This is a genomic window from Cellulomonas fimi ATCC 484 (assembly GCF_000212695.1).
Classification (GTDB): domain Bacteria; phylum Actinomycetota; class Actinomycetes; order Actinomycetales; family Cellulomonadaceae; genus Cellulomonas; species Cellulomonas fimi.
In genome coordinates this window covers 1,724,080-1,747,899 of sequence record NC_015514.1, presented here as the reverse complement: position 1 = coordinate 1,747,899, position 23,820 = coordinate 1,724,080, and the positions used below count along the sequence as shown (strand labels likewise).

Annotated in this window: 21 protein-coding genes and 1 pseudogene; 10 read left to right on the top strand and 12 right to left on the bottom strand. The window is 75.4% G+C overall.

From position 1 onward, the window contains the following. The first annotated feature begins 44 nt into the window (after positions 1–44). Positions 45–2,297, top strand: a complete 2,253-nt coding sequence (locus CELF_RS08020) for a HelD family protein (protein WP_013770753.1) — start codon at positions 45–47, stop codon at positions 2,295–2,297. Between the two features lie 70 nt (positions 2,298–2,367). Continuing rightward, a complete protein-coding gene (gene serA / locus CELF_RS08015) occupies positions 2,368–3,567 on the top strand; it encodes a phosphoglycerate dehydrogenase (protein WP_041553379.1) in 1,200 nt (399 codons plus the stop codon). Positions 3,568–3,678: 111 nt separating this feature from the next. Here serA and CELF_RS08010 read toward each other — a convergent pair whose 3' ends face one another. Further along, positions 3,679–3,876 (bottom strand): DUF5302 domain-containing protein, encoded by a 198-nt coding sequence (locus CELF_RS08010; RefSeq protein WP_013770751.1) that lies wholly within the window; start codon positions 3,874–3,876, stop codon positions 3,679–3,681. Positions 3,877–3,938: 62 nt separating this feature from the next. Here CELF_RS08010 and CELF_RS08005 point away from each other — a divergent pair. After that, positions 3,939–5,041, top strand: a pseudogene (locus CELF_RS08005) (aldo/keto reductase). Positions 5,042–5,071: 30 nt separating this feature from the next. Here CELF_RS08005 and CELF_RS08000 read toward each other — a convergent pair. The 3 genes from CELF_RS08000 to CELF_RS07990 form a co-directional block, all read right to left on the bottom strand. Then, positions 5,072–7,123 carry a S9 family peptidase gene (locus CELF_RS08000; RefSeq protein ID WP_013770750.1) on the bottom strand — a complete coding sequence of 684 codons (2,052 nt, stop codon included), beginning with the start codon at positions 7,121–7,123 and terminating at the stop codon, positions 5,072–5,074. 183 nt (positions 7,124–7,306) lie between these two features. After that, complete coding sequence (gene nrdR, locus CELF_RS07995; RefSeq protein ID WP_013770749.1) at positions 7,307–7,840, bottom strand: transcriptional regulator NrdR; 534 nt, start codon at positions 7,838–7,840, stop codon at positions 7,307–7,309. Positions 7,841–8,201: 361 nt separating this feature from the next. Then, entirely contained in the window at positions 8,202–8,660 is a 459-nt protein-coding gene (locus tag CELF_RS07990; RefSeq protein WP_013770748.1) for a LysM peptidoglycan-binding domain-containing protein, read from the bottom strand. A 262-nt stretch (positions 8,661–8,922) separates the two neighbouring features. On the opposite strand from CELF_RS07990, the gene lexA reads away from it, so the two are divergent. Beyond that, a complete protein-coding gene (gene lexA, locus CELF_RS07985; RefSeq protein WP_013770747.1) occupies positions 8,923–9,684 on the top strand; it encodes a transcriptional repressor LexA in 762 nt (253 codons plus the stop codon). A 94-nt stretch (positions 9,685–9,778) separates the two neighbouring features. Further along, positions 9,779–10,054, top strand: coding sequence for a Rho termination factor N-terminal domain-containing protein (locus CELF_RS07980; protein ID WP_013770746.1), 276 nt, complete (start codon positions 9,779–9,781; stop codon positions 10,052–10,054). Between the two features lie 154 nt (positions 10,055–10,208). On the opposite strand, the gene CELF_RS07975 is transcribed toward CELF_RS07980, so the two are convergent. The 3 genes from CELF_RS07975 to hflX all read right to left on the bottom strand — a co-directional run bounded on the left by CELF_RS07975 (position 10,209) and on the right by hflX (position 15,040). Then, a complete protein-coding gene (locus tag CELF_RS07975; RefSeq protein ID WP_013770745.1) occupies positions 10,209–11,210 on the bottom strand; it encodes an L-lactate dehydrogenase in 1,002 nt (333 codons plus the stop codon). 103 nt (positions 11,211–11,313) lie between these two features. Beyond that, complete coding sequence (locus CELF_RS07970; protein WP_013770744.1) at positions 11,314–13,419, bottom strand: ATP-dependent DNA helicase; 2,106 nt, start codon at positions 13,417–13,419, stop codon at positions 11,314–11,316. 100 nt (positions 13,420–13,519) lie between these two features. Next, positions 13,520–15,040, bottom strand: coding sequence for a GTPase HflX (gene hflX / locus CELF_RS07965; RefSeq protein ID WP_013770743.1), 1,521 nt, complete (start codon positions 15,038–15,040; stop codon positions 13,520–13,522). 108 nt (positions 15,041–15,148) lie between these two features. Between hflX and CELF_RS07960 the strand changes: the two genes are divergently transcribed. Beyond that, positions 15,149–15,760, top strand: coding sequence for a class I SAM-dependent methyltransferase (locus CELF_RS07960; RefSeq protein ID WP_013770742.1), 612 nt, complete (start codon positions 15,149–15,151; stop codon positions 15,758–15,760). A gap of 2 nt (positions 15,761–15,762) precedes the next feature. Here the strand turns inward: CELF_RS07960 and CELF_RS07955 are convergent, their stop codons facing one another. Genes CELF_RS07955 through CELF_RS07940 form a run of 4 tightly spaced genes read right to left on the bottom strand, consistent with a single transcriptional unit; the run spans position 15,763 to position 19,047 of the window. Next, positions 15,763–16,161 carry a thioredoxin family protein gene (locus CELF_RS07955; RefSeq protein WP_013770741.1) on the bottom strand — a complete coding sequence of 133 codons (399 nt, stop codon included), beginning with the start codon at positions 16,159–16,161 and terminating at the stop codon, positions 15,763–15,765. Further along, positions 16,158–17,150: a diaminopimelate epimerase gene (dapF, locus tag CELF_RS07950; protein WP_013770740.1), complete on the bottom strand. Its 993-nt coding sequence runs from the start codon at positions 17,148–17,150 to the stop codon at positions 16,158–16,160. Before dapF ends, CELF_RS07955 begins: the two co-directional genes overlap by 4 nt. Continuing rightward, entirely contained in the window at positions 17,147–18,103 is a 957-nt protein-coding gene (miaA, locus tag CELF_RS07945; RefSeq protein ID WP_013770739.1) for a tRNA (adenosine(37)-N6)-dimethylallyltransferase MiaA, read from the bottom strand. The genes dapF and miaA overlap by 4 nt, the downstream gene beginning before the upstream one ends. After that, on the bottom strand, positions 18,100–19,047 hold the full coding sequence (locus CELF_RS07940; RefSeq protein WP_013770738.1) for a class III extradiol ring-cleavage dioxygenase family protein: 948 nt from the start codon (positions 19,045–19,047) through the stop codon (positions 18,100–18,102). Before CELF_RS07940 ends, miaA begins: the two co-directional genes overlap by 4 nt. Before the next feature lie 57 nt (positions 19,048–19,104). On the opposite strand from CELF_RS07940, the gene CELF_RS07935 reads away from it, so the two are divergent. Together CELF_RS07935 and CELF_RS07930 are read left to right on the top strand one after the other, a co-directional pair. Beyond that, a complete protein-coding gene (locus CELF_RS07935; protein WP_013770737.1) occupies positions 19,105–19,704 on the top strand; it encodes a type III secretion system chaperone family protein in 600 nt (199 codons plus the stop codon). A gap of 13 nt (positions 19,705–19,717) precedes the next feature. After that, the gene (locus CELF_RS07930) at positions 19,718–20,239 is read left to right on the top strand and encodes a type III secretion system chaperone family protein (RefSeq protein ID WP_013770736.1); all 522 of its coding nucleotides are present in this window, start codon (positions 19,718–19,720) and stop codon (positions 20,237–20,239) included. A 44-nt stretch (positions 20,240–20,283) separates the two neighbouring features. On the opposite strand, the gene miaB is transcribed toward CELF_RS07930, so the two are convergent. Then, positions 20,284–21,852, bottom strand: coding sequence for a tRNA (N6-isopentenyl adenosine(37)-C2)-methylthiotransferase MiaB (gene miaB / locus CELF_RS07925; protein WP_013770735.1), 1,569 nt, complete (start codon positions 21,850–21,852; stop codon positions 20,284–20,286). Positions 21,853–22,007: 155 nt separating this feature from the next. Here miaB and CELF_RS07920 point away from each other — a divergent pair, with 155 nt between their 5' ends. Both CELF_RS07920 and CELF_RS07915 read left to right on the top strand, forming a co-directional pair. Further along, the gene (locus tag CELF_RS07920; protein WP_013770734.1) at positions 22,008–22,796 is read left to right on the top strand and encodes an amino acid ABC transporter ATP-binding protein; all 789 of its coding nucleotides are present in this window, start codon (positions 22,008–22,010) and stop codon (positions 22,794–22,796) included. Between the two features lie 74 nt (positions 22,797–22,870). Beyond that, positions 22,871–23,737, top strand: a complete 867-nt coding sequence (locus tag CELF_RS07915; protein WP_013770733.1) for a glutamate ABC transporter substrate-binding protein — start codon at positions 22,871–22,873, stop codon at positions 23,735–23,737. Positions 23,738–23,820 lie beyond the last annotated feature (83 nt).

Genomic DNA, 23,820 nt, shown 5'->3' with positions numbered 1-23,820 from the left:
GGGGCGTCGGGGTACGGCACGACGGGCTCGCGGACGGAGGATCAGTGGCAGGGATCGAGAGCGAGCTGGCCGCCGAGCAGCAGACGGTGGACCGGCTCTACGGCCGCCTCGACGACCTGCGGGCGCAGACCCGCGCGCGCCTCGCGCACGTGCGGCGCTCCGGCCCGTCGGGCTCGCCGCAGAACCGCAGCGAGCGTGACGCGTTCGCGACGCTGTACGAGGACCGGGTCGCGCAGCTGGAGGCCGTCGAGGAGCGCCTGGTGTTCGGCCGTCTGGACCTCGACGACGGGAACCGTCGCTACGTGGGGCGCATCGGTCTGACGGACGAGGACCAGTCGCCGCTGCTCACGGACTGGCGGGCGCCCGCCGCGCAGGCGTTCTACCGGGCCACGGCCGCGCACCCCGACGGCGTCGTGCGCCGCCGGCACGTCGTCACGCGCGGCCGGACCGTGACGGGGGTCGAGGACGAGGTGCTCGACCTCGACCTGCTCTCCGACGCCGACGACGCCCGCCTGACCGGCCTGTCGGGTGAGGGCGCGCTGCTCGCGGGCCTCGCGGCGGGCCGCACCGGGCGCATGGGTGACATCGTCGCCACGATCCAGGCCGAGCAGGACACGATCATCCGTGACGAGCTCGGCGGGGCCCTGGTCGTGCAGGGCGGTCCCGGGACCGGCAAGACGGCCGTCGCGCTGCACCGCGCCGCCTACCTGCTGTACGCGCACCGCCGTCAGCTCGAGCGGTCGGGCGTCCTGCTGGTCGGCCCGAGCCGCACGTTCCTGCGCTACATCGACCAGGTGCTGCCGTCGCTCGGCGAGACCGGCGTCGTGACGACGACCGTGGCCGAGCTCGTGCCCGGCCTGGCCGCGACCGGCTCCGAGCCCGAGCAGGTCGCCGAGGTCAAGGGCCGGGCCGTCATGGCGGCGGTCGTCGCGCGCGCGGTCCGGGACCGCCAGCGCGTGCCCGCCGAGCCGGTCACGGTGCGCATCGACGGGCGGACCGTCGTCGTGAGACCGCAGGACGTCGCGTCGGCGATCGCCCGCGCCCGGCGCAACCACCGGCCGCACAACCTCGCGCGGGTCGGCTTCGTGCGCGACATGCTCGGGCGGCTCGCCGAGCAGTACGTCGCCCAGCTCGGCGGGGACATCCCGCCTGACGAGCGCGGCGAGATCCTCGAGGAGCTGCGCACGACGCGCGAGATCCGGGTCGCGCTCAACCTGGCCTGGATGCCCCTGACCCCCGAGAAGCTCCTCGCCGACCTGTGGGCCAAGCCGTGGCGCCTCGAGTCCGCCGCCCCCCAGCTCTCCCCCGCGGACCGCGCGCTGCTCGCGCGGGACCCCGACGCCCCGTGGACGCCGGCCGACGTGCCGCTGCTCGACGAGGCCGCCGAGCTGCTCGGCGAGGACGACCAGGCGGCGCGCGCGCAGGCCAGGGCCGCGGCCGAGCGGCGTGCGTCCGAGCTCGAGTACGCGCGCCAGGTGCTGCAGTCCACCGGCAGCGGCGCGCTCGTGTCCGCCGAGATGCTCGCCGACCGGTTCGCGTCGACGGGTCCGGCGCTCACGACCGCCGAGCGCGCCGCCGCGGACCGCACCTGGACGTACGGGCACGTCGTCGTCGACGAGGCGCAGGAGCTGTCCGCGATGGCCTGGCGCGCCCTGCTGCGGCGCGTGCCGACCCGTTCGCTCACGATCGTCGGCGACGTCGCGCAGACCACCGCCGTCGCAGGCGCGCGCGACTGGGCCCGGATGCTGGACCCGGTGCTGCGCTCGTCGTGGCGGCTCGCGGAGCTCACCGTCAACTACCGGACCCCGGCCCTCGTCGCGGAGACCGCCCGCCGCGTCGCGGCGGCCGCACGGCTGCCCGTCAGCCCGCTGACGTCGGCGCGCGACGTGCCCGACGCCCTCCTGGTCGACCGCGTCTCCGCCGACGGGCTCGCCGTCGCCGCTGCGCGGCACGCGGAGAAGTCGGTCAGCGAGGTCGCCGACGCCACGGGTGCGGGGCGTGTCGCCGTCGTCGCGACGCCCGCGACGCTCGCACGCGTCGACGAGGTGCTGCGCGACGCCGGCACCGCCGCCGTCCTGGGCAGCGGCGCGTCGTCCGCCGACCTCGACGCCCCGCTCGTGCTGCTCACCCCGCGGGAGGCGAAGGGTCTGGAGTTCGACGTCGTCGTCCTCGTCGAGCCAGCCGAGGTCCTCGCGGCGTCCGCGGGCGACCTCTACGTGGCGATGACGCGCCCCACGCGCACCCTGCGCGTGGTGCACGCGGCCGACCTCCCGACGGGGTGGGACGCCCCCGCCTGAGCGGCGGTCGCGCGTGTCCGAGGGCCGGACCGTCTTGGGTCGCGGGGCGGACCGGGCGCACCATAGGGGCGTGCCCAAGGCCCTGCTGCTCGAGAACCTCCACCCGCAGGCGCGCTCGATCCTCGAGTCCGCCGGCTTCGACGTGACCACCCGCACGGGTGCGCTCGACGAGCACGAGCTCGTCGAGGCCCTGCAGGGGGTCCAGCTCCTCGGCATCCGCTCCAAGACGCACGTGACCGCGTCCGTGCTGGAGCGGGCCCCCGACCTCGTCGCCATCGGCGCGTACTGCATCGGGACCAACCAGATCGACCTCGCGACCGCGGCGTCGCGCGGCGTCGCGACGTTCAACGCGCCGTTCTCGAACACGCGCTCCGTCGTGGAGATCGCGATCTCGGAGATCATCGCGCTGACCCGCCGCCTCACCGAGTTCGACAGGGCGATGCACGACGGCGTGTGGAACAAGTCCGCGACCGGCGCGCACGAGGTCCGCGGCCGCACGCTCGGCATCATCGGCTACGGCAACATCGGCACCCAGCTGTCCGTCCTCGCCGAGAACCTCGGCATGTCCGTCGTCTTCTACGACACCGCCGAGAAGCTCGCGCTCGGCAACGCCCGGCGCATGGACACGCTCGACGAGCTGCTCGAGGCGGCCGACGTCGTCACGCTGCACGTCGACGGCCGCAGCGGCAACGCCGGCCTGTTCGGCGCCAAGCAGTTCGCCCGCATGCGCCCCGGCTCGGTGTTCCTCAACCTGTCGCGCGGGTTCGTCGTCGACTACGCGGCCCTGCGCGACGCGGTCGTGTCGGGCCACGTGAGCGGCGCGGCGGTCGACGTCTTCCCGGTCGAGCCCAAGCGCAAGGGCGACCCGTTCGACTCCGAGCTGCGCGGCCTGCCGAACGTCATCCTCACGCCGCACACCGGCGGCTCGACCGAGGAGGCCCAGGAGGCGATCGGCCAGTTCGTGTCGAACAAGGTGCGGGACTACCTCGCCACCGGCTCGACGACGCTCAGCGTCAACCTGCCCAACCTCGCCCTCGACCAGCCGCCCGGCGCGCACCGCCTCGCGTTCCTGCACCGCAACGTGCCCGGGGTGCTGGCCGCCGTGAACGCGACGCTCGCCGAGCACGGCGTCAACGTCGAGGGCCAGCTGCTCGCGACGCGCGGCGAGCTGGGCTACGTGGTGACCGACGCCGGGTCGAGCGTCGACCAGGCCGTCGTCGACGCGCTCGCCTCGCGCCCCGAGTCCGTGCGGCTGCGCCTGCTGTCCTGACCCACCTGCCCGGCCACCCGGGCGCTGGACGTGCGAGAGGCCCCGCCGATGCCGGCGGGGCCTCTCGCGTGATTCGGGCCGGTCGCGGACCCGCCGGTGCGGACGCTCCCGTCAGGAGGCGCCGGACTTGCGCTGGAAGCGCCGCTGGACCGGGCCGGCCGTCTCGGAGCCGTGCACGGGACCGGTGTTCGTCGACGCGTCGGCCGTCCGGTGCTGCGCCGCCTTCTTGCGGTCGAGCGCCTCCCGGAACTTCGCCTTGGCGTCGTCGCTCGCCGCCCCCGCTGCCGGCTTCGCGCTGTCGTTCCCCATCGGCGTCTCCTCGTGGTGCTCGGTCGGTCGGCACGACCGGGACGGAGTCGCCGGTCGTGCGCATGTGCCCGCCCAGCCTCGCCTACCGCAGTGCCCCGCGCCAACCGTTTGTGCCCCGCAGGCGGGCACCGCGTAGGTTCGGCGGCGTGAGCGTCGCGCCCCTGCCCCACCGCCGCGCCGGCGGACTGTCCCTCCCGGTCGTCTCCCTCGGGCTGTGGCAGAGCTACGGCGAGGCCCGCCCGTTCGCCGAGCAGCGTGAGGTCGTCCTGCACGCCGTCGACCGGGGCGTCGTGCACCTCGACCTCGCGAACAACTACGGCCCGCCGCCGTTCGCCGCGGAGGAGAGCGTCGGGCGGCTGCTCGCGACCGACCTGCGCGGGCACCGCGACGAGCTCGTCGTCACCACCAAGGCGGGGTACCGGGCGTGGCCCGGCCCGTACGGCGAGCACGGCTCGGCGAAGTACCTTCGCGCGTCGCTCGACGAGTCGCTGCGACGGCTCGGTGTCGACGCCGTCGACGTGTTCTACAGCCACCGGTTCGACGCGGCGACGCCGCTCGAGGAGACCATCAGCGCCCTGGGGGCGGCCGTGCGCGCGGGCAAGGCGCTGCACGTCGGCATCTCGTCGTACTCCGCCGACCGCACCGTGCAGGCGCTCGACGTGGCGCGGCGGCTGGGTGTGCCGCTCGCCGTGCACCAGCCCGCGTACTCGCTGCTCAACCGCTGGGTCGAGCAGCCGGGCAGCGACGGCCGGACGCTCCTCGACGTCGCCGCCGACGCCGGGATGGCCGTCGTCGCCTTCTCCCCCCTCGCGCAGGGGATGCTCACGACGCGGTACCTCGACGGCGTCCCCCCGACTCGCGCGCCGCACGCGGCGGGCCCCTGCGGCCCGAGTGGCTCACGGACGACGTGCTCACGCACGTCCGCGCGCTCGACGCCGTGGCGCGCGGCGGCGGACGGACGCTTCCTCAGCTCGCCCTCGCGTGGGTGCTGCGCGACCCGCGCGTGACGTCCGTCCTGGTCGGTGCGCGCACCGTGCAGCAGCTCGACGACAACCTGGCCGCCGCGACCGCCGCACCGCTCGACGACGACGAGCTCGCCGCGGTCGAGCCGCACGCCGTCGAGGCCGGCATCAACCTGTGGGGCCCGCGGTCCAGCGACCGCTGACGTCCCACCCGCCGGCCCCGACGGGCGCCGTCAGCCCACCGGCAGGTGCCGCGCCCACCACGCCAGGACGTGCTCGAACCGCTGCACGCGGTGCCGGGGGCGGCCCGACCGCGTGAGCTCGTGACCCTCGCCCGGGAAGAGCAGCAGCTCCGCCTCGACGCCCCGCCGGCGCAGCTCGACGAACCACCGCTGCCCCTGCTCCACCGGGCACCGCCAGTCCTGCTCCGAGTGGATGACCAGCGTGGGCGTCGTCACCGCCCCCACGTGGGCCATCGGCGACTGCGCCGCGACCGCGCGACGCCCCTCCTCGTCCGCCGCGTCGCCGAGGTACTCCAGCCCGAAGAACCAGCCGATGTCGCTCGACCCCACGAAGCTCACCGGGTCGAGGAAGCCGCGCTCGACGACCGCGGCGGCGAAGCGGTCCGTCCGCGTCGTCAGCCACGCCGTCAGGTACCCGCCGTACGACCCGCCCATCACGCCGACGCGCTCCGCGTCCGTCTCCGGCAGCGCGAGCGCCGCGTCCAGCAGCGCCAGCACGTCGTCCGCGTCGACGGTGCCGAACGCGCCGCGGATCGCGGCACCGTGCGCGCGGCCGTACCCCGCCGAGCCGCGCGGGTTGCCGAGCACGACCGCGTAGCCCGCCGCCGCCAGCACCTGGACCTCGTCGAACAGCGCGTGCGTGTACTGCGCGTGCGGGCCGCCGTGGATCATCAGCACCGTCGGGTGCGGCCCCGTCCCGAACCGCTCCGGGTCCGGCGTCACGACCCACCCGTGCACCGGGTACCCGTCCGGCGCGACCGCGTCGAGCTCGCGCGGCTCGCGCAGGCGTCCCGTGGCACGCAACGGCGCCGACAGGTCCGTGCGGACCCGCACGGCGGGACCGTCGACGACCAGGACGTCACCCGCGGTCGCCGGCCCGGCGGCCACCGCGACCACCCGCTCGCCCGCCGCCGCCGTCGACACCGTCGACGCCGACGCGACGGCCGCGCCCGTGAGCACGTGCGAGCCGCCCAGCAGCGTCGTGAGCCCGCCGTCCGCACCGACGCGGGCGAGGTGCACGGCCCCGCGGTGCTGGAGGCCGACGAGCGGGCCGTCCGCGGACGCCGCGAGGATCCCCGCGACCAGGTCCACCGACTCGGGGTCCGTGAGCCGTACGGCCCGCCCGGGCGTCCGCCCCGGCTCGCCGCCGTCGAGGTCGACGCGGAACAGCCCGAGGTGCGCGGCGACGAAGTCGCGCCCCGACGGGCCCACGTCGGTCGCGAGGAGCCACACGGCGGCACCGTCCGGCGTGGGCAGGACCGTCTCGACCGTGAGCGTCGCACCGTGGTCCGCGTCGGTGACCGGCACGAGGCCCGTCAGGCCCGTCGGTCCCCCGGCGACCGGGACCAGGACCGCGTCCCGGCGCAGGTCCTCGTCGCGCGCGCCGTGCCGCGCCACCGCGGCCACGAGCGCGTCGCCCGACGGCAGCCAGCGCGCGTCGCGCACGTCGAGGTCGCCCTCGGTGAGCTGCCGCGCCGCGGGCACGGCCGGCGCGTCGGTGACCGGAGCGTCGGGGTCCGTCGCGACGGCGGGAAGGTCGACCACGAACAGGTGCTGCCGTCGGTCTACGCCGAAGCCGAGGCCGTCGCTGCGGTACTGGAAGCCCGTGATGTGCCGCGGCGGCTCGCTCGCGGGGTCGCCGTCCGGCACGTAGCGCCCCTCCTCCGGGACACGAGCGAGATAGGCGACCGACGAGCCGTCGGGCGAGAAGCGGGGCGACGAGGCCCCGAGCGGAGCGTCGGTGAGCTGCACCGGCTCGCCGCCGGTCGCCTCGACGACGAAGACCTGCGGTTTGCCCCGCGGCTCTGCGCGGCAGAACACGACCCAGCGCCCGTCGGGCGAGACGTCCGGGGCGGTGTCGCGGTGGCCGCGGGTGAGCGGGACGGCCGCGACGTCGCCGTCGAGCGGCACGCGCCACAGGTGGCCGACGTACTCGTCGGACCGCGGGTCGGGCCGGGTGACGGACACGACGGCGGCGGAGCCGTCGGGCAGGACGGCGGGGGAACCGGGAGTGCGCAGCAGCGCGAGGTCGTCGGGGATCACCGCTCGAACCTACGTGACCGTCGCGGGCTCACGGACACGGACGGACGCCCGCGGCGAGCCCCGCGGCAGCGCGCGTCGGAGCGCGGCCGGCGACGGCAGCCGGCGTGCGTCGACGTACGGCCCGCGACGGCGCCCGGCCGACGACGGCGTCAGGCGAGCGGCTCCGACGCGCGGGCGGCGGCGTCAGACCGGTGTCGGCTCGGCCGGGTCGTCCTCGACGTCCGCCCGGTCGTCCGTCCGGTCGTCCCCAGCGTCGCGCTCCACGCGACCCTCCCGGTCGGCGCGCAGCACCGTGATCGCGGCCTCGAAGTCCTCGAGCGAGTCGAAGGCCTGGTAGACGCTGGCGAACCGGAGGTACGCGACCTCGTCGAGCTCGCGCAGCGGCCCGAGGATCGCCAGACCGATCTCGTAGGCGTCGATCTCCGCCGATCCGGACGAGCGCAGCGTCTCCTCGACGCGCTGCGCGAGCACCGCGAGGTCGTCCTCGCTCACCGGCCGCCCCTGGCACGCCTTGCGTACGCCCGTCGCGATCTTCTCGCGGCTGAACGGCTCGGTGACGCCCGACCGCTTGACGACCGACAGGCTCGCCGTCTCGAGCGTCGTGAATCGGCGGTGGCACTGCGGGCACTGGCGGCGACGGCGGATCGACGCGCCGTCGTCGGACGTGCGCGAGTCGACGACCCGGGAGTCCGGGTGTCGGCAGAACGGACAGTGCACCGCTGTCTCCTCGTGGTCGCGGAGGTGGCTGGTTCCGCCGTCCGCTGGGGTCGTCCCGGCGACGCTAGGTCACGCCGGAGGGACGTCGCAAGGCGGGCGCGCACCGGCCGGTGCTCCGCGCACGGGGGTGGCCGCGTCGAGCGACCACCCCCGCGGGGACGCCCCCGTCCCAGGTCACGGACCGACTCGCCTCGGCCCGGCGCGGTGCTGCGGCGAGCGCGGCTGTCGACAGCAGCGCTTCCGCACCTCGACGAGCCCCCCAGCCCGTCTGATGAGGTAAGGCTAACCTATCTGCGTCCGCCTCGACCGTCAACGTCGCTGCACGCTCAGCCACCGGCACCCACGCGGGCGGCGGGCCGGGTCATCGCGCGGGCAGGATGATCGTCTGACCAGCCATCAGCCCGGCGCTCGGCAGCTCGTTCAGCCGCACGAGCTCGAGCACGACGTCGCGCACGTCCTCGCCGGGTCGCGCCACGTCCTCGGCGAGCGCCCAGAGCGTCTCGCCCTCGAGCACCACGTGCCGCGTGACCTCCATCGCGCCCGACACCGGTGAGTCCGCCGCTGCGCGCGAGGCGACGAGCGACACCGCGACGCACAGGAGCAGGGCCAGCAGCACCACGACGACCCGACCGCGCGTCGTGAGCCGCAACGGTCCGGGCACCGCCGCGTCGCGCGCGGGACGGGCCCGGCGGGCCTCCGCGACATCACCCGTCCGGACGAGCGTGAGGTGGCCGCGCGACACCGCAGGACGGCTCGGGGCGGCCGGTCGCCCCGGCACCGCACGCCGCACGCCCGCCGGGGACAGCACCGCTGCGCTCATGTTCGGCCTCCTCCGCTCCCGTTCGAACGCCTGTTCGTCGAACGCCTGTACGAGTTCTACCAGCCGGGCCCGACACGTGTCGAGAGAAGATCGAACAGGTGTTTGATCTCGCAGCTCGCACTGCCTAGGCTGGCCGCGCAGGGCAAGCGCACCACCGACCACCGACATCGCGGCCCCGGGCCGCGCGGCCGGACGTCGGCACGGCGGCGGCGCGGGCCTGTCAGCAGGGCGGCGACCGGCCGACGACGTCAGGAGGGTGCAAGTGAGCGCGAGCGGGGACACCGGGACGACCGGGACCGACCAGGCCGTGGCGACGGTGCACGCCCTGCCGGACGGGCCGCACGGCGTCGACGGCCTGACCGCGCGCCAGCGGCTCGTCCTGGAGACGATCCGGGCGTCCGTCGAGTCGCGGGGCTACCCCCCGAGCATGCGGGAGATCGGCGAGGCCGTCGGCCTGACGAGCCCGTCGAGCGTCAAGCACCAGCTCACGGTGCTCGAGCGCAAGGGGTACCTGCGGCGCGACCCCAACCGCCCGCGTGCCATCGAGGTCGTCCAGCCCGACGACTCGCGCGGCGTGGGCACGTGGACGGCGCCGGACGGCAGCCGGTCCGCGTTCGCGCCCACGGGCGACGACGGCGAGCGCGTGCCCAGCCCGTCGTACGTGCCGGTGGTCGGCCGGATCGCCGCCGGCGGGCCGATCCTCGCGGAGCAGGTCGTCGAGGACGTGTTCCCGCTCCCCCGCCAGCTCGTGGGCGACGGCGACCTGTTCCTCCTGCGCGTGGCGGGCGACTCGATGGTCGACGCCGCGATCTGCGACGGCGACTGGGTCGTCGTGCGGCGGCAGCCCGTGGCGGAGAACGGTGAGATCGTCGCCGCGATGATCGACGGGGAGGCGACCGTCAAGACGCTGCGGCGCGCCGACGGGCACGTCTGGCTGATGCCGCACAACGCCGCGTACTCCCCCATCGCCGGAGACGAGGCGACGATCCTCGGCCGCGTCGTCTCGGTGCTGCGCAGCCTCTGACGGTTCCGCTCCGGCTGCGGCGGCCGGTGGAGCGCGCGAGGCTGGGGCGTGCGCCGGCCCGCGCCGGTGCGGACGACGCACAGGAGGTGGCGGCATGCCCGGACGGATGAGAGACCCCGGACCGAGCGTCAAGGACGCCCGGCTGTACGAGCGGCTTCGCGACGAGGGCAGCAGCAAGGAGAAGGCCGCGCGCATCGCGAACGCCTCAGCGGGCTCGTCGCGCGCCTCCGTGGGCCGCGCGGGCGGCCGCTCCGGCGACTACGAGGACTGGACCGTCGCGGACCTGCGCACGAAGGCCGCCGAGGTCGGCATCCAGGGGCGGTCGTCGATGCGGAAGTCCGAGCTCGTCGCAGCGCTGCGCCGGCACTGACCCGCCCAGCGCCACCGACCCGCCCAGGAGCGCGCTGGCCGACGTCGACACAGCCGGGTGCCGTCCCTCGCGGGCGGCACCCGGCTGGTCACCACTGCCGGGACGACGCGGAGCCGGCCGGCAGGCGCCCGCCGGTACCGGACGAGCGCAGCGGTCAGAAGCCGAAGGAGCGCGCCACCGAGCGGACCGCGTCCGCCGAGCGACGCAGCCCCGCCAGCTCGTCGGCGGACATGGGCACCGCGAGCCGGTCGCCCACTCCACCCGAGCCGACCACGGCGGGCACGGACAGGCACACGTCGGAGATCCCGTAGTAGCCGTCGAGCAGCGAGGACACGGGCAGGATCCGCGACTCGTCGTTCAGCACGGCCTCGATGATGCGCGACCCTGCGAGCGCGACGGCGTAGTTGGTCGCGCCCTTGCCCTCGATGATCCGGTAGGCGGAGTCGACCACCTCGTGCGCGATCCGCTCGCGCACCTCCGCGGTGAGCGGGCCGCGGCCGCCGAGGCCGTTCCACTCGAGCAGCGGCACCGCGCCGATGCTCGCGGAGCTCCACAGCGGGAGCTCGCTGTCGCCGTGCTCACCCGCGACGTACGCGTGCACGTTCTGGACGGCGACGCCCGTCTCGCGCGCGAGGAGGTAGCGCAGCCGGGAGGAGTCCAGCACCGTGCCGGACCCGAACAGCTGCGACGGCGGCAGGCCCGAGATCTTCAGGGCGGCGTACGTCACGACGTCGACCGGGTTCGTCACCATGACGTAGACGGCGTCGGGCGCGACCTCGACGACGGAGGGCAGCACCTTGCGGACCAGCGCGATCGTCGCCTCGGCGAGGTCGATCCGCGTCTGGCCGGGCTTCTGCTTCGCGCCGGCCGTGAACATCACGACGTCGGCCCCCGCGCACACCGCGATGTCGTCCGAGCCGACGACCTCGGCCATCGGCATGAACTGGATGCCGTGCCCGAGGTCGAGAGCCTCGGCCTCGGCCTTGGCCCGGTTGATGTCGAACAGCGCGACGGTCCGGGCCGCACCGCGCATGAGGGCGGCGTAGGCCATCGTCGAGCCGACGGCGCCCGCACCGACGATCGCGAGCTTCGACGTGCGACGCCGGGGCACGGTCGGGTCGGGGACGGCGTCGTCGAGGTCGGGGATGTCGGTCATGGGGTCCTCCTGCGTCGTCGTGCGGCCGCCCGTCGGTCGGGTCGGCCGGGCAGCGCGTCGGTACCCACCAGGAGCGGCACCGCGCGTCGGCGCTGGTCCGAGGCTAGTCCGCCGCAGCGAGACGCTGCAGTGCGGACACGGCGACGTCGCGCTCGGTGGTCCGCCAGAACGCGGGGAGCGAGCGCGCGAGGAAGTCGCCGTACCGGGCGGTCGACAGCCGCGGGTCGAGGACGGCGACGACGCCGCGGTCCTCGACGGTCCGCACGAGCCGACCGGCGCCCTGCGCGAGCAGCAGGGCGGCGTGCGTCGCCGACACCGACATGAACCCGTTCCCGCCGGCCGCGGCGACGGCCTCCGCGCGTGCGGAGCGCACCGGGTCGTCCGGGCGGGGGAAGGGGATGCGGTCGATGAGCACGAGCCTGCACGTCGGGCCGGGCACGTCCACGCCCTGCCACAGCGAGAGAGTGCCGAACAGGCACGTCGGCTCGTCGGCCGCGAACTGCGCGACGAGCGTCGGGAGCTGGTCGTCGCCCTGGAGCAGGACCGGCACGTCCAGGCGCTCACGCAGAGCCAGCGCCGCCGCCGTGGCGGCACGTCGCGACGAGAACAGCCCGAGCGTCCGGCCGCCGGCGGCGCGCACGAGCGCCTCGATCTCGTCGAGCTGCGCGTCGGTCGCGGGCTCACGGCCCGGGGGCGGCAGCCGCCGGGCCACGTAGAGGATGCCCTGGCGGGGGTAGTCGAAAGGGCTGCCGACGTCGAGCCCGCGCCACGTGGGCGTCGCGTCCGGCGACTGGGGTGCCTTCTGCGTGGGCTCGTCCTCGTGAGGTCGGACCTCGGTCGGCCCCACGGGCTCGGCGTCCGGGCGGACCTCGAGGCCCACCGACCTCGCCACGGGGTCGAACGACCCGCCGATGGACAGGGTGGCCGACGTGAGCACGCCCGTGCGCCCCGCCAGCAGGTGCGTGCGGATGAGGCCGTTGACCGCGAGCGGCGCAGCGTGCAGCCGCGTGAGCACCGCGCCACGCCGGTCCTCCGAGCGGGCGCACCACAGCACGGTGTGCCGTGTGTCCTCCGGGTCGGCCGCCATGCGGTCGGCGACCTCGAACAGCGCGAGCATCGCGGACGCCGCCATCTTCAGCCCCCCGTCGGGCGGGGCCGCCTTGCCCCCCGCGGCAGGCTCGGGCTTGAGCACGCTGAGCAGCGTCCGGGAGGCGTCGCGCACCGCGGCGACGGCGGCGCGGGGCGCGTCCGGCAGCCCGTCCGGGAACCGTCCCTCGGGCAGCTCGACGAGAGCCGCGGCGAGCGCCTGGCCCGCGGTGTCGAGGTCGGTGGTCGGCACGCCGCCGTGCCGCCGCGCGAGGCGCGCGGCGTGCTCGACGGTCGCGATCGACAGGTCGGACGTCGCCTGCGCGGTCACGCGGTCCGTGAGCTCGTGCGCCTCGTCGACGACCAGGACGTCGTGCTCGGGAAGCACGCCCGGCGAACCGGACGCGGCGATCCCGAGCATCGCGTGGTTGGTCACCACCACGTCGGCCTCCCGCGCCGCGGCGCGCGCCCGCTCGGGGAAGCACTCGTCGATCATCGGGCAACGGGTCCCCAGGCACTCCAGCGACGTGACCGAGACCTGGCTCCAGGCCCGGTCGGTGACGCCCGGGACGAGGTCGTCACGGTCGCCCGTCGCTGTCTCCTGCGCCCACTCGCGCAGCCGCACCACCTGCTCCCCCAGCGACTCACCGCCGTCGCGCCGCCCTGCGCCCGCGACCGCGGGGTGGTCCGCGGCACCCGCGTGGTCACCGAGGTCGAACAGCGTGCCCGGCTCGTCGTCGGGGTACCCGCCGGCGACCTTGTGCACGCACGCGTAGTTGTGCCAGCCCTTGAGCAGCGCGATCCGCGGGGCGCGCGGCAGCCGCGGCGCGAGCGCGTCGGCGACGAGCGGGAGGTCCCGCGTCACGACCTGCCGCTGCAGCGCGAGCGTCGCCGTGGACACGACCACGCGCTCGTCCGCCAGGACCGCGTGGCGGACCGCGGGCACGAGGTACCCGAGCGACTTCCCCGTGCCCGTGCCGGCCTGCACCAGCAGGTGCTCACCCGACTCGAGCGCGTCCGCGACGGCCGTCGCCATCGTGTGCTGGCCGTCCCGGCGCGCACCCCCGAGGGCGCCGACGGCGAGGTCGAGCAGGTCGTCGACCGAGGGTTCGGCTGGGGGCACCGCGACAGCCTAGTCGGGCTCGCCCACACCCCGACGCGACGCCGGCCGGTCGCCCACGAGGGGTGACCGGCCGGTTCGCAGCAGCTCGCGCCGCCGGGGCTCAGCGGGCGACGGAGGCCGCCTCGAGCTCCGCGGCGAGCGCCTCGTCCACCCGGGCCCGCAGCGCGGTGCCCAGCGGCGTGTGCTCCTCGGCGTCGATGTCGCCGTGCTCGTGCACCCGGCTCACGAGGTCGCCGCGGTCGTACGGGACGACCACGTCGACCGCGACGCCCGGCCGGGGCAGCTGGTCGGCGATGAGCGCCTGGAGCTCCGCGATGCCCTCACCCGTGTGCGCCGAGACGACGACGGAGTGCACCTCGCGCGACCGCAGCCGGGCGATCGCCTCCGCCGACGCACGGTCGGCCTTGTTGAGCACGATGATCTCGGGGACGTCCATCGCGCCCGGGATGTCGGCGAAGACGTGCCGGACGGCCGCGATCTGCCCCTCGGGGTCCGGGTGGGAGGCGTCGACGACGTGCAGCAGCAGGTCGGCGTCCGCGACCTCCTCGAGCGTCGAGCGGAACGCCTCGACGAGCTGGTGCGGCAGCGCGCGCACGAACCCGACGGTGTCGGCGAGCGTGTAGACCCGGCCGTCCGTCGTCTCCGCACGGCGGACCGTCGGGTCCAGCGTCGCGAACAGCGCGTTCTCGACGAGCACACCGGCGTTCGTCAGCCGGTTGAGCAGCGACGACTTGCCGGCGTTGGTGTACCCGGCGATCGCGACCGACGGGATCGCGTTCTTCTTGCGCGACGCGCGCTTGGTGCGGCGCGCGGGCTCCATCGCGGCGATCTCCCGCCGCAGCTTCGCCATCCGGTTGCGGATCCGCCGGCGGTCGAGCTCGATCTTCGTCTCACCGGGACCACGGGAGCCCATGCCGGCACCTGCCCCGCCGACCTGGCCACCGGCCTGCCGGGACATCGACTCGCCCCACCCGCGCAGGCGCGGCAGCAGGTACTCGAGCTGCGCGAGCTCGACCTGCGCCTTGCCCTCCCGGGACTTGGCGTGCTGCGCGAAGATGTCGAGGATCAGCGCCGTCCGGTCGACGACCTTGACGCGCACGATGTCCTCCAGCGCGCGGCGCTGCGACGGCGCCAACTCGCCGTCGACGACGACCGTGTCCGCGCCGACCGACGCGACGAGCATCGCGAGCTCGGCCGCCTTGCCGGACCCGAGGTAGGTACCGGGGTCGGGCGTGCGGCGCCGCTGGATGACGCCGTCGAGGACCTCCGAGCCCGCCGTCTCGGCGAGCGCCGCGAGCTCGCGCAGGGAGATCTCCGCGTCCTCCGCCGTGCCCGTGCCCCAGACGCCGACCAGCACGACCTTCTCGAGGCGCAGCTGGCGGTACTCGACCTCGGTGACGTCCTCGAGCTCGGTCGACAGCCCGGCGACCCGGCGCAGCGACGTGCGCTCCTCGAGGTCGAGCTGGTCGCCGTCGAACGACGAGTGGACGGTCGCACCGTCCTGGAGCGCGGTGCCGGCCCGGGCGAGCACACGCGCGACGACGTCGTCGGCGACGTCCTGCACGGATCGAGGCGGGTCGTACGCCTCGGCCTCGTGGGTGGTGTGCTGCGGGTCGTTCACGCGGATCCTCTCGGTTCGGGTCCTCCCAGGGTCGCACGGCACCCCCGACCCGGCGACGCATTTCGCTGCCGGCCGAGCGGTTCGGCCACCGCCGGTAGGGTCGGCGTCGTGACCGGCCAGGAGCACTACTTCACCGCGCAGCCCGCGTCCCCGGTGGAGCTGCGGACCGTGGGTGTCGAGCTCGCCGGGCGGCGCGTGCAGGTGCAGACCGCCGGCGGCGTGTTCTCCCCCGACCACGTCGACCTCGGCACGCAGGTGCTGCTGCGCACGGCCCCGCCTGCGCCGGCGCAGGGTGACCTCCTGGACCTCGGGTGCGGCTGGGGACCCGTCGCGCTGTCGCTCGCCCTCGAGTCGCCCGACGCCCGCGTGTGGGCGGTCGACGTCAACGAGCGCGCGCTCGACCTCGTCCGGCGCAACGCCGCCGCGCTCGGGCTCGCCAACGTGGTGGCCGCCCTCCCCGACGACGTCCCCGACGACGTGCGCTTCGCGACGATCCGCTCCAACCCGCCGATCCGCGTGGGCAAGGACGCCCTGCACACGCTGCTGCTGCGCTGGCTGCCGCGCCGCACGCCCGGCGGCGACGCGCACCTGGTGGTCGGCAAGAACCTCGGCGCGGACTCGCTGCAGCGCTGGCTCGCCGACGCGCTCGGTGCGGGCACCGTCGTCGAACGGACCGCGAGCGCCAAGGGCTTCCGGGTGCTGGCGGTCCGCGACGCCTGACGTCAGGCGGTCGCGTCCGCGAGGGCGGCCCGCACCTGCGCGAGCGTCGGCACTCCCGCGGCCCGGCGGCGCACCCGCCCGCGCACGTCGAGCACCAGGACCGTGGGGGTCGAGGTGACGTCGAGCCGCTCCCCGAGCGCCAGGTGGTCGGCGACGTCGAGCTCGACGTGGACGACGCCCGGCTCCGAGCGGAGCGCGTGCTCGACGACGAGCCGCGTGCGGCGGCACGGGGTGCAGAACGTGCTGGAGAACTGCACGACGGTCGCGCGCGCGCCGAGCGCTGCCCCCAGGTCCTCGGCCGCGAGGACCACGACCCCGCCCGGTGCCGTGGCGACGGCCCGTGGCAGGTCCCCGGGGGCCTGCGGCGCGCCGACCGCGCCGGCGCCGGGCGCCGTGCTCACGGGGTCCGCGTCGCGACCGCTGCGAGGTCGACCGTGGCCGTCGCGACGAGGACGGCGGGTCCCGCGAGCTCGACGTGGCCGTCGGACAGCGCCGTGACGCGCACGGTGCCGCCGGGCACGTCGACGAGCCACACGTCGGGCGCACCGGCACCGGCCCACGTCCGCACCGCGAGCGCGGCTGCGCACGCGCCCGTCCCGCACGAGCGGGTCTCGCCGACGCCGCGCTCGTGCACGCGCATCGCGACGCGGCCGACGAGCGCGCCGTCGGGCCCGGGTGTCTCCCCCAGGGGCACCACGAGCTCGACGTTCGTGCCGTGCGGCGGGACGGGACGCACCTCGGGCGCGCGCGTGAGGTCGGCCGCGTCGAGCTCCTCGGGGCCGGGGAGCGCGAGGACGGTGTGCGGGTTCCCGACGTCTACGCCGAGCGCCGGCCGCACGTCCGCCAGACCGGCGACGGCCACCTGCGCGTCGAAGCCGTCACGCACCGCGTCCTCGCCTCCGGGCAGGTACCAGCGCCCCATGTCGACCGCGTACCAGACCGCGTCGGGCAGCCCGTCCGGGACGGGCACGCGGCGCACGCGCCGGACACCGGCACGCGTGCCGAGGACGAGCTCGCCGTCGGACGCGTCCCAGAGCCCGAGGCGCTCCGCGAACGCGGCGACCACGCGCACCCCGTTGCCGCACATCTCGGCGACCGAGCCGTCGGCGTTGCGGTAGTCCATGAACCACGTCGCGTCCGGGACGTCGGCGAGCAGTGCGGCCCCCTCGGGGAGGTGGGCGCTGCGGACCAGGCGGATGACGCCGTCCCCGCCGAGGCCGGCCCGGCGGTCGGCGAGCTCGCGCACGAGCGCCGGGGTGAGGTCGAGCAGGCCGTCGCGGTCGTCGAGCAGGACGAAGTCGTTCTGCGTGCCGTGCCCCTTCGTCACCGGCAGGCCGGCCGCGACGGGCGGGGCGGCGGGCGCGGCGGAGGGGGCCGGGACGGTCGTCATGACCCCAGACTACGGCGGGGTGCGGGGTCGTCCGTCGCGGGTCCGAGCGTGCCCGCGTCCGCGCGCGCGACGAGGTCGAGGGCGCGCGCCAGCAGCTCCGGGTCCTGCGCGTCGAGCCAGTGCACGCGCGGGTCGCGCCCGAACCAGCCCATCTGCTTGCGGGCCAGGCGCCGGGTGCCCGCGACGGTGCGCGTGCGCGCCTCGTCCTCGTCGATCTCGCCACGCAGGACCGCGAGCACCTCGGCGTACCCGACCGCGCGGGACGCGGTGCGCCCCAGCCCGCGGGCCGCGAGCCCCTCGACCTCCGCGACGAGCCCGTCGGCCCACATGCGCTCGACGCGCCCGGCGACGCGGGCGTCGAGCGTCGGCCGGTCGCAGTCGAGCCCGATCTGCACGGCCGGCACCTCGTACACGTGCTGCGGGAGCGACGCCGAGTACGGGCGGCCCGTGAGGGCGATGACCTCCAGCGCCCGCACGACGCGGCGGGCGTTGCGCGGCCCGATGCCGTCGGCGGCGACCGGGTCGAGCGTCGCGAGCTCGGCGTGCAGCGCGCGCGACCCCTCGCGCTCCGCACGTTCCTCCAGGCGTGCGCGCAGCTCCGGGTCCGTCCCCGGGAAATCCATGCGGTCGAGCAGCGCGCGGACGTAGAGGCCCGAGCCGCCGACGGCCACCGCGCGGCGGTCCCGGCCAGCGAGGTCGTCGAGGACGGCTCGCGCGCGGGACTGGTAGTCGGCGACGGTGGCGTCCTCGTCGGGCTCCAGGACGTCGAGCAGGTGGTGCGGGACGCCCCGGCGCTGCGCGGGCGGGACCTTCGCGGTGCCGACGTCCATGCCGCGGTAGAGCTGCATCGCGTCCGTGTTCACGACCTCGCCGCCGAGCGCGAGGGCGAGCGCGATCCCCAGGTCGGACTTGCCGGTCGCGGTGGGGCCCACGACGGCGACGACCAGGCTCACGACGCCGCCCCGGCGGCGCGCAGCCTCCACAGCGCGACGAGGTGGTGCGCGCCGAAGCTGGTGTCCTGCGCGAGCACCTCGGCGTCGACCTCCGCCGCAGCGGGCGACGCCTCGGCCGCAGCGCCGTCGACGGCGTCCCGGCGCGCGCCGTGCCCGCCCATGCCGTCCCCGCCTACGCCGGCCCCGCCCACTCCGTCCCCGCCTATTCCGTCCCCGCCCACGCCGGCCCGGACGGCGCCCAGGAGCACCTGCCAGCCCGGCCAGCCGGACACCGCGAGGTCCGCCGCGAGCTGCTCGTCGAGCGCCGAGAGGCGCGCGCGGGCACCGGGCCCGGCGTCGGCGAGGTCGGCCGCGAGCGACGCGTCGAGCGCGGGCGCACGGTCGTCGTCCGCGAGCGGTGCGTCGGGGCCGTGCCGGGCGCTGCCCGACCCGACGACGACGAGCGCGACCCGTTCACCCGCGGCGCCGGCGAGCCGCGACCCGAGCGCCGCGAGGTCCGCCGCACGGTCCCCGGGCCCGGCCGTGGCGCCGGTCGGGGCCTCGGCCGCGGGAGGCATCGGGCCGCCGGCCCGGCCGGCCGCACGGGCGACCTCGACCAGGCGGACCGGCAGGTCCACGGCGGAGCGCGCGAGCAGGTGCAGGGCGAGCGACGTCGCGACCGCCGGGACGAGCCGCGTCGCCCCGTCCCCGACCCGGACCTCGGGCACGTCCCACGCCAGCAGCCGGTCGGGCACGCCCGCCGAGGCGAACGACCCACGCACGACGCCCGACGGCGTCGAGTCGAGCGGGCCCGGGGCGACCACGACCACGCGGTCGGCGTCAGCGGCGGCGCGGCGCACGGCCGTGACGGCGGCCTCGCGCAACGCGGGCAGGGGGTCGAGGGAGCCCGCCACGCCGGGGACGAGGAGGGCGGTGTCGGGCACGAGTGCCGCGGCGACGAGCATGGCCCCGACGCTACCTGTGCCGGTGCGCCGTCGGTGCGCGCGGGTAGGGTCGTGCGCATGGCTCCGTTCGCCGACCGACCCCGCCGTTGGTGGTCGCGCCGTGCCCGGCCGGCGCCCGACACGGTCCGACCCGCCCCCGCGGTGGAGCCCACCGACGACGAGCTCCACGAGCGCGTCGCGGCCCTGCTCGCGCGCGAGCTGGGCGTCGCCGAGCCCGCGGAGGACGTACCGACGCCGGTGACGCCCGCGCGCATCGCGGCGTGGATGACGCAGAACCAGTTCAGCTACTTCGTCGACAACGACGGCGACCTCGGCGGGCTGTGGCGCGGGCGGCTGTTCTACTTCTTCCTCTTCGGCGAGCAGGCGGAGATCCTCCAGGTGCGCGGGCAGTGGCACCGCGAGGTCGCCATCGAGCGCCTCGAGGAGATCCTCGACCTGTGCAACGAGTGGAACGCCGACCGCATCTGGCCCAAGGCCTACGTCCGGGTCCGCGACAACGGTCGCGTGCACGTCGTCTCCGAGGTCGCCACCGACCTCGAGCACGGGGTCACCGACGCTCAGCTGAGCCAGATGCTGTTCTGCGGCCTGTCGACCGGCAGCATGTTCTTCGACGCGCTCGACGAGCGCTACCCCGACCCCGCCGGGGTCGCACCGTGAGGCGGGAGGGACGATGAGCGGACCGGGCTGGCTGCTGCGGGTGCTCGGCGGGCTGCCCAAGCCCGCGAAGCGTCCGACGGCCGACAACGAGCCGCCGACCCCGCTCACGCGTGACCGCATCGGCGACTACCTGCTGGGCCGCGGGTACAAGTTCGTGGTCGACGAGGACGGCGACCTCACCGGCACGTGGGACGGCAGCCGGTTCTGGTTCCTGCTGCTCGGTGAGCAGCAGGAGATCCTCCAGGTCCGCGGCCGCTGGCACCGCACGTTCGCCCTCGAGCAGCGTGCGGGCGTCGGGCTCGCGGTCAACGACTGGAACCGCGAGCGCATCTGGCCCAAGGCGTACCTGCGCGAGGAGGACGGGGTGATCGCGCTCTACAGCGAGGTCTCCGCGGACTTCGAGCCCGGCGCGACCGACCTGCAGCTCGCGCAGCTCCTCGCGTGCGGGCTGGGGACGGGCGTGCAGATGTTCGCCGCGCTCGAGGGTCTGCTGCCGCGCGACGAGACGCCGCCGGACGACCTGCCCGACAACTGAGCCGCCGGGGCGCCGCACGCGACGCGCGGCGGAGCCGGGCGTCGTCAGGCCGGGCGGTGGCCGATGGTCGGCAGGCCGAGCACGACAGGACCTGCCGCACCGCCCGTCCCGCACGCGTCGCCGGCGTGCGCGTGGTCGTCGTCGCCCGCCTGGCGCCGCTCCCACGTGTCGCCCGCCCGGGTCCGCCGGACCGCGAACGTCCCTCCCGTCGCACCCGAGTCGGCGACGAGGTGGTGCGGCGCGCCGTGCGTGACGGTGACCGTGACGACGTCGCCCGGCCGCGGGGCGTCGTGCGGGGCGAGACCGGCCGGGAGTGCCAGGTGCACGAGCCGGTTGTCCTGCGCGCGCCCGGACAGGCGCTCCGTGACGCCGTCCTTGCGGCCCTCGCCCTCGGCGACGAGCACCTCCACGGTGCGCCCGACCTGCGCCCGGTTCTCCTCCAGGGAGATGCGCTCCTGCAGGGCGACGAGCCGCTCGTACCGCTCCTGCACGACGGCCTTGGGGAGCTGGTCGGGCAGGTCGGCGGCGGGCGTGCCCGGACGTGGGGAGTACTGGAACGTGAACGCCGACGAGAACCGCGAGGCCTCGACGACGCGCAGCGTCTCCGCGAAGTCCTCCTCCGTCTCGCCCGGGAAGCCGACGATGACGTCGGTGGTGATCGCGGCGTCGGGCATCGCGGCGCGGACCCGGTCGAGGATGCCGAGGAACCGCTCCGAGCGGTACGAGCGGCGCATCGCACGCAGCACCCGGTCGGAGCCGGACTGCAGCGGCATGTGCAGCTGCGGCATGACCGTGGGCGTCGCGGCCATCGCCTCGATGACGTCGTCGGTGAACGCCGCCGGGTGGGGCGAGGTGAACCGCAGCCGCTCGAGGCCCTCGACGGCACCGGCCGCGCGCAGCAGCTTCGCGAACGCACCGCGGTCGCCGAACTCGACGCCGTAGGAGTTGACGTTCTGCCCGAGCAGGGTGACCTCGATCGCGCCCTGCTGCACGAGCGCCTCGACCTCGGCGAGGATCTCCCCCGGTCGACGGTCGCGCTCCTTGCCGCGCAGGTGCGGGACGATGCAGAACGTGCAGGTGTTGTTGCAGCCGACGCTGATCGACACCCAGCCGGCGTAGACGGACTCGCGTCGCGTCGGCAGCGTGGACGGGAAGACCTGCAGCGACTCCGCGATCTCGACCTCGGCCTTCTGGTTGTGCCGCGCCCGCTCGAGCAGCACGGGCAGGACGTCGAGGTTGTGCGTGCCGAAGACGACGTCGACCCAGGGCGCCCGCTCGACGATCCCGGTGCGGTCCTTCTGCGCCAGGCACCCGCCGACCGCGATCTGCATGCCCGGGCGCGCGCGCTTCGTGCCCGCGAGCCGGCCCAGGTTGCCGTAGAGCTTGTCGGCGGCGTTCTCGCGCACGGCGCAGGTGTTGATGACGATGACGTCCGCGTCCTCCGCGGCGGCGTCGGCGGGACTGGCCGGCACGTAGCCCGCCTGCTCGAGCATGCCGGCCATGTGCTCGGAGTCGTGCACGTTCATCTGGCAGCCGAGCGTCTTGACGAGGTACGTGCGCGGGACGTCGGTCGCGTCGGCGAGCGGCGTCGGTGCGGGCAGGGTCGTGGACATCACCGACAAGGGTACGACCCGCCGCGACACGCCCGGGGCGGCCACACCCGGACACCCGACCTGACGCCACGCAGCCAGCGCACTTGACTGCGGTGTTGCACAACCGTGACCCGCACGGGTAGCAGGAACGGACATTCCCCCTCTAGCGTCGTCGAATGGCTGACCTCGCGGTGCAGGACGGACCCGCCCCCACCGAGCGCCCCGTGGGCGACCCGCTCGTCGTGCTCTCGGGCGTCGACAAGCACTTCGGCGCGCTGCACGTGCTGCAGGGCGTCGACCTGACCGTCCGGCGCGGCGAGGTCGTCGTCATCATCGGCCCGTCGGGCAGCGGCAAGTCGACGCTGTGCCGCACGATCAACCGCCTGGAGACCATCGACGCGGGCACGATCACGATCGACGGCAAGGAGCTGCCGTCGGAGGGGCGCGACCTCGCGCGGCTGCGCGCCGACGTCGGCATGGTGTTCCAGTCCTTCAACCTCTTCGCGCACAGGACGGTCCTGGAGAACGTGACGCTCGGGCCCACGCGGGCCAAGGGGGTCAAGAAGGCCGCCGCGCGCGAGCGTGCGATGGAGCTGCTGCGCCGCGTCGGCGTCGCGGACCAGGCGCACAAGCTCCCCGCCCAGCTCTCCGGCGGGCAGCAGCAGCGCGTCGCGATCGCGCGGGCGCTGGCGATGGACCCGAAGGTCATGCTCTTCGACGAGCCGACGTCCGCGCTCGACCCCGAGATGATCAACGAGGTCCTCGACGTCATGGTCGGGCTCGCCCGCGACGGCATGACGATGCTCGTCGTCACCCACGAGATGGGCTTCGCGCGCCGCGCCGCGCACCGCGTGGTGTTCATGGACGGCGGCCAGATCGTCGAGCAGGCCGACCCCGAGACGTTCTTCACCGCGCCGACGAGCGCCCGCGCCCGCGACTTCCTGTCGAAGATCCTCACGCACTGACCGCCACCGACCCGGACAAGGACACGACCCGACTCCGCACCGCCACGCAGTCCAGCCACACGAAGGGGACCACCATGCGCGCACGACGACTGGTCGCACTCGCGGCCGCCGCCACGCTCGGCCTCGCCGCCTGTTCCAGCGGGGGCGGTGACGACGACACCGACGCGGGCGCGGGCGGTGACGCGACCGAGACCTCCGGCGGCGCCGAGGGCACGATCCGCATCGGCATCAAGTTCGACCAGCCCGGGCTCGGCTTCCAGGACGGCTCCGACTACACCGGCTTCGACGTCGACGTGGCGCGGTACGTCGCCGACGCGCTCGGCTACGGCGAGGACCAGATCGAGTGGGTCCAGGCCCCGTCGGCCCAGCGGGAGAACCTGCTGCAGAACGGCCAGGTCGACATGATCTTCGCGACGTACTCGATCACCGACAAGCGCAAGGAGGTCGTGTCCTTCGCCGGGCCGTACTTCGTCGCCGGGCAGGACCTGCTCGTCGCGGCCGACGACGACTCGATCAGCGGGCCCGAGGACCTCGAGGGCAAGAACCTGTGCTCCGTCACCGGCTCGACCAGCGCGCAGCGCATCAAGGACGAGTACGCGGCCGGGACCAACCTGCTCGAGCAGCCCGGTTACGCCCAGTGCGTCACCGCCCTGATCTCGGGCGCCGTCGACGCCGTCACGACCGACGACATCATCCTGGCCGGCCTCGCGGCGGTGCCGGCGAACGAGGGCAAGGTCAAGGTCGTCGGCAACCCGTTCTCCGAGGAGAACTACGGCGTCGGACTGCCGAAGGACTCCGACCAGTGCGAGGCGATCAACGAGGCCATCACGACGATGGTCGAGGACGGCACGTGGCAGGAGCTCCTCGACGCGAACGTCGGCGCCTCCGGGTACGAGCCCAACGCGGACCTGAACCCGCCGGAGCCCGACGCCTGCGCCTGACCCCCTGACGACCGGTGGTCCGCACCCGCTGCGGGCCACCGGTCGTGCCGACCACACCCGTCGCGCGCGGCGGGCCGGACCAC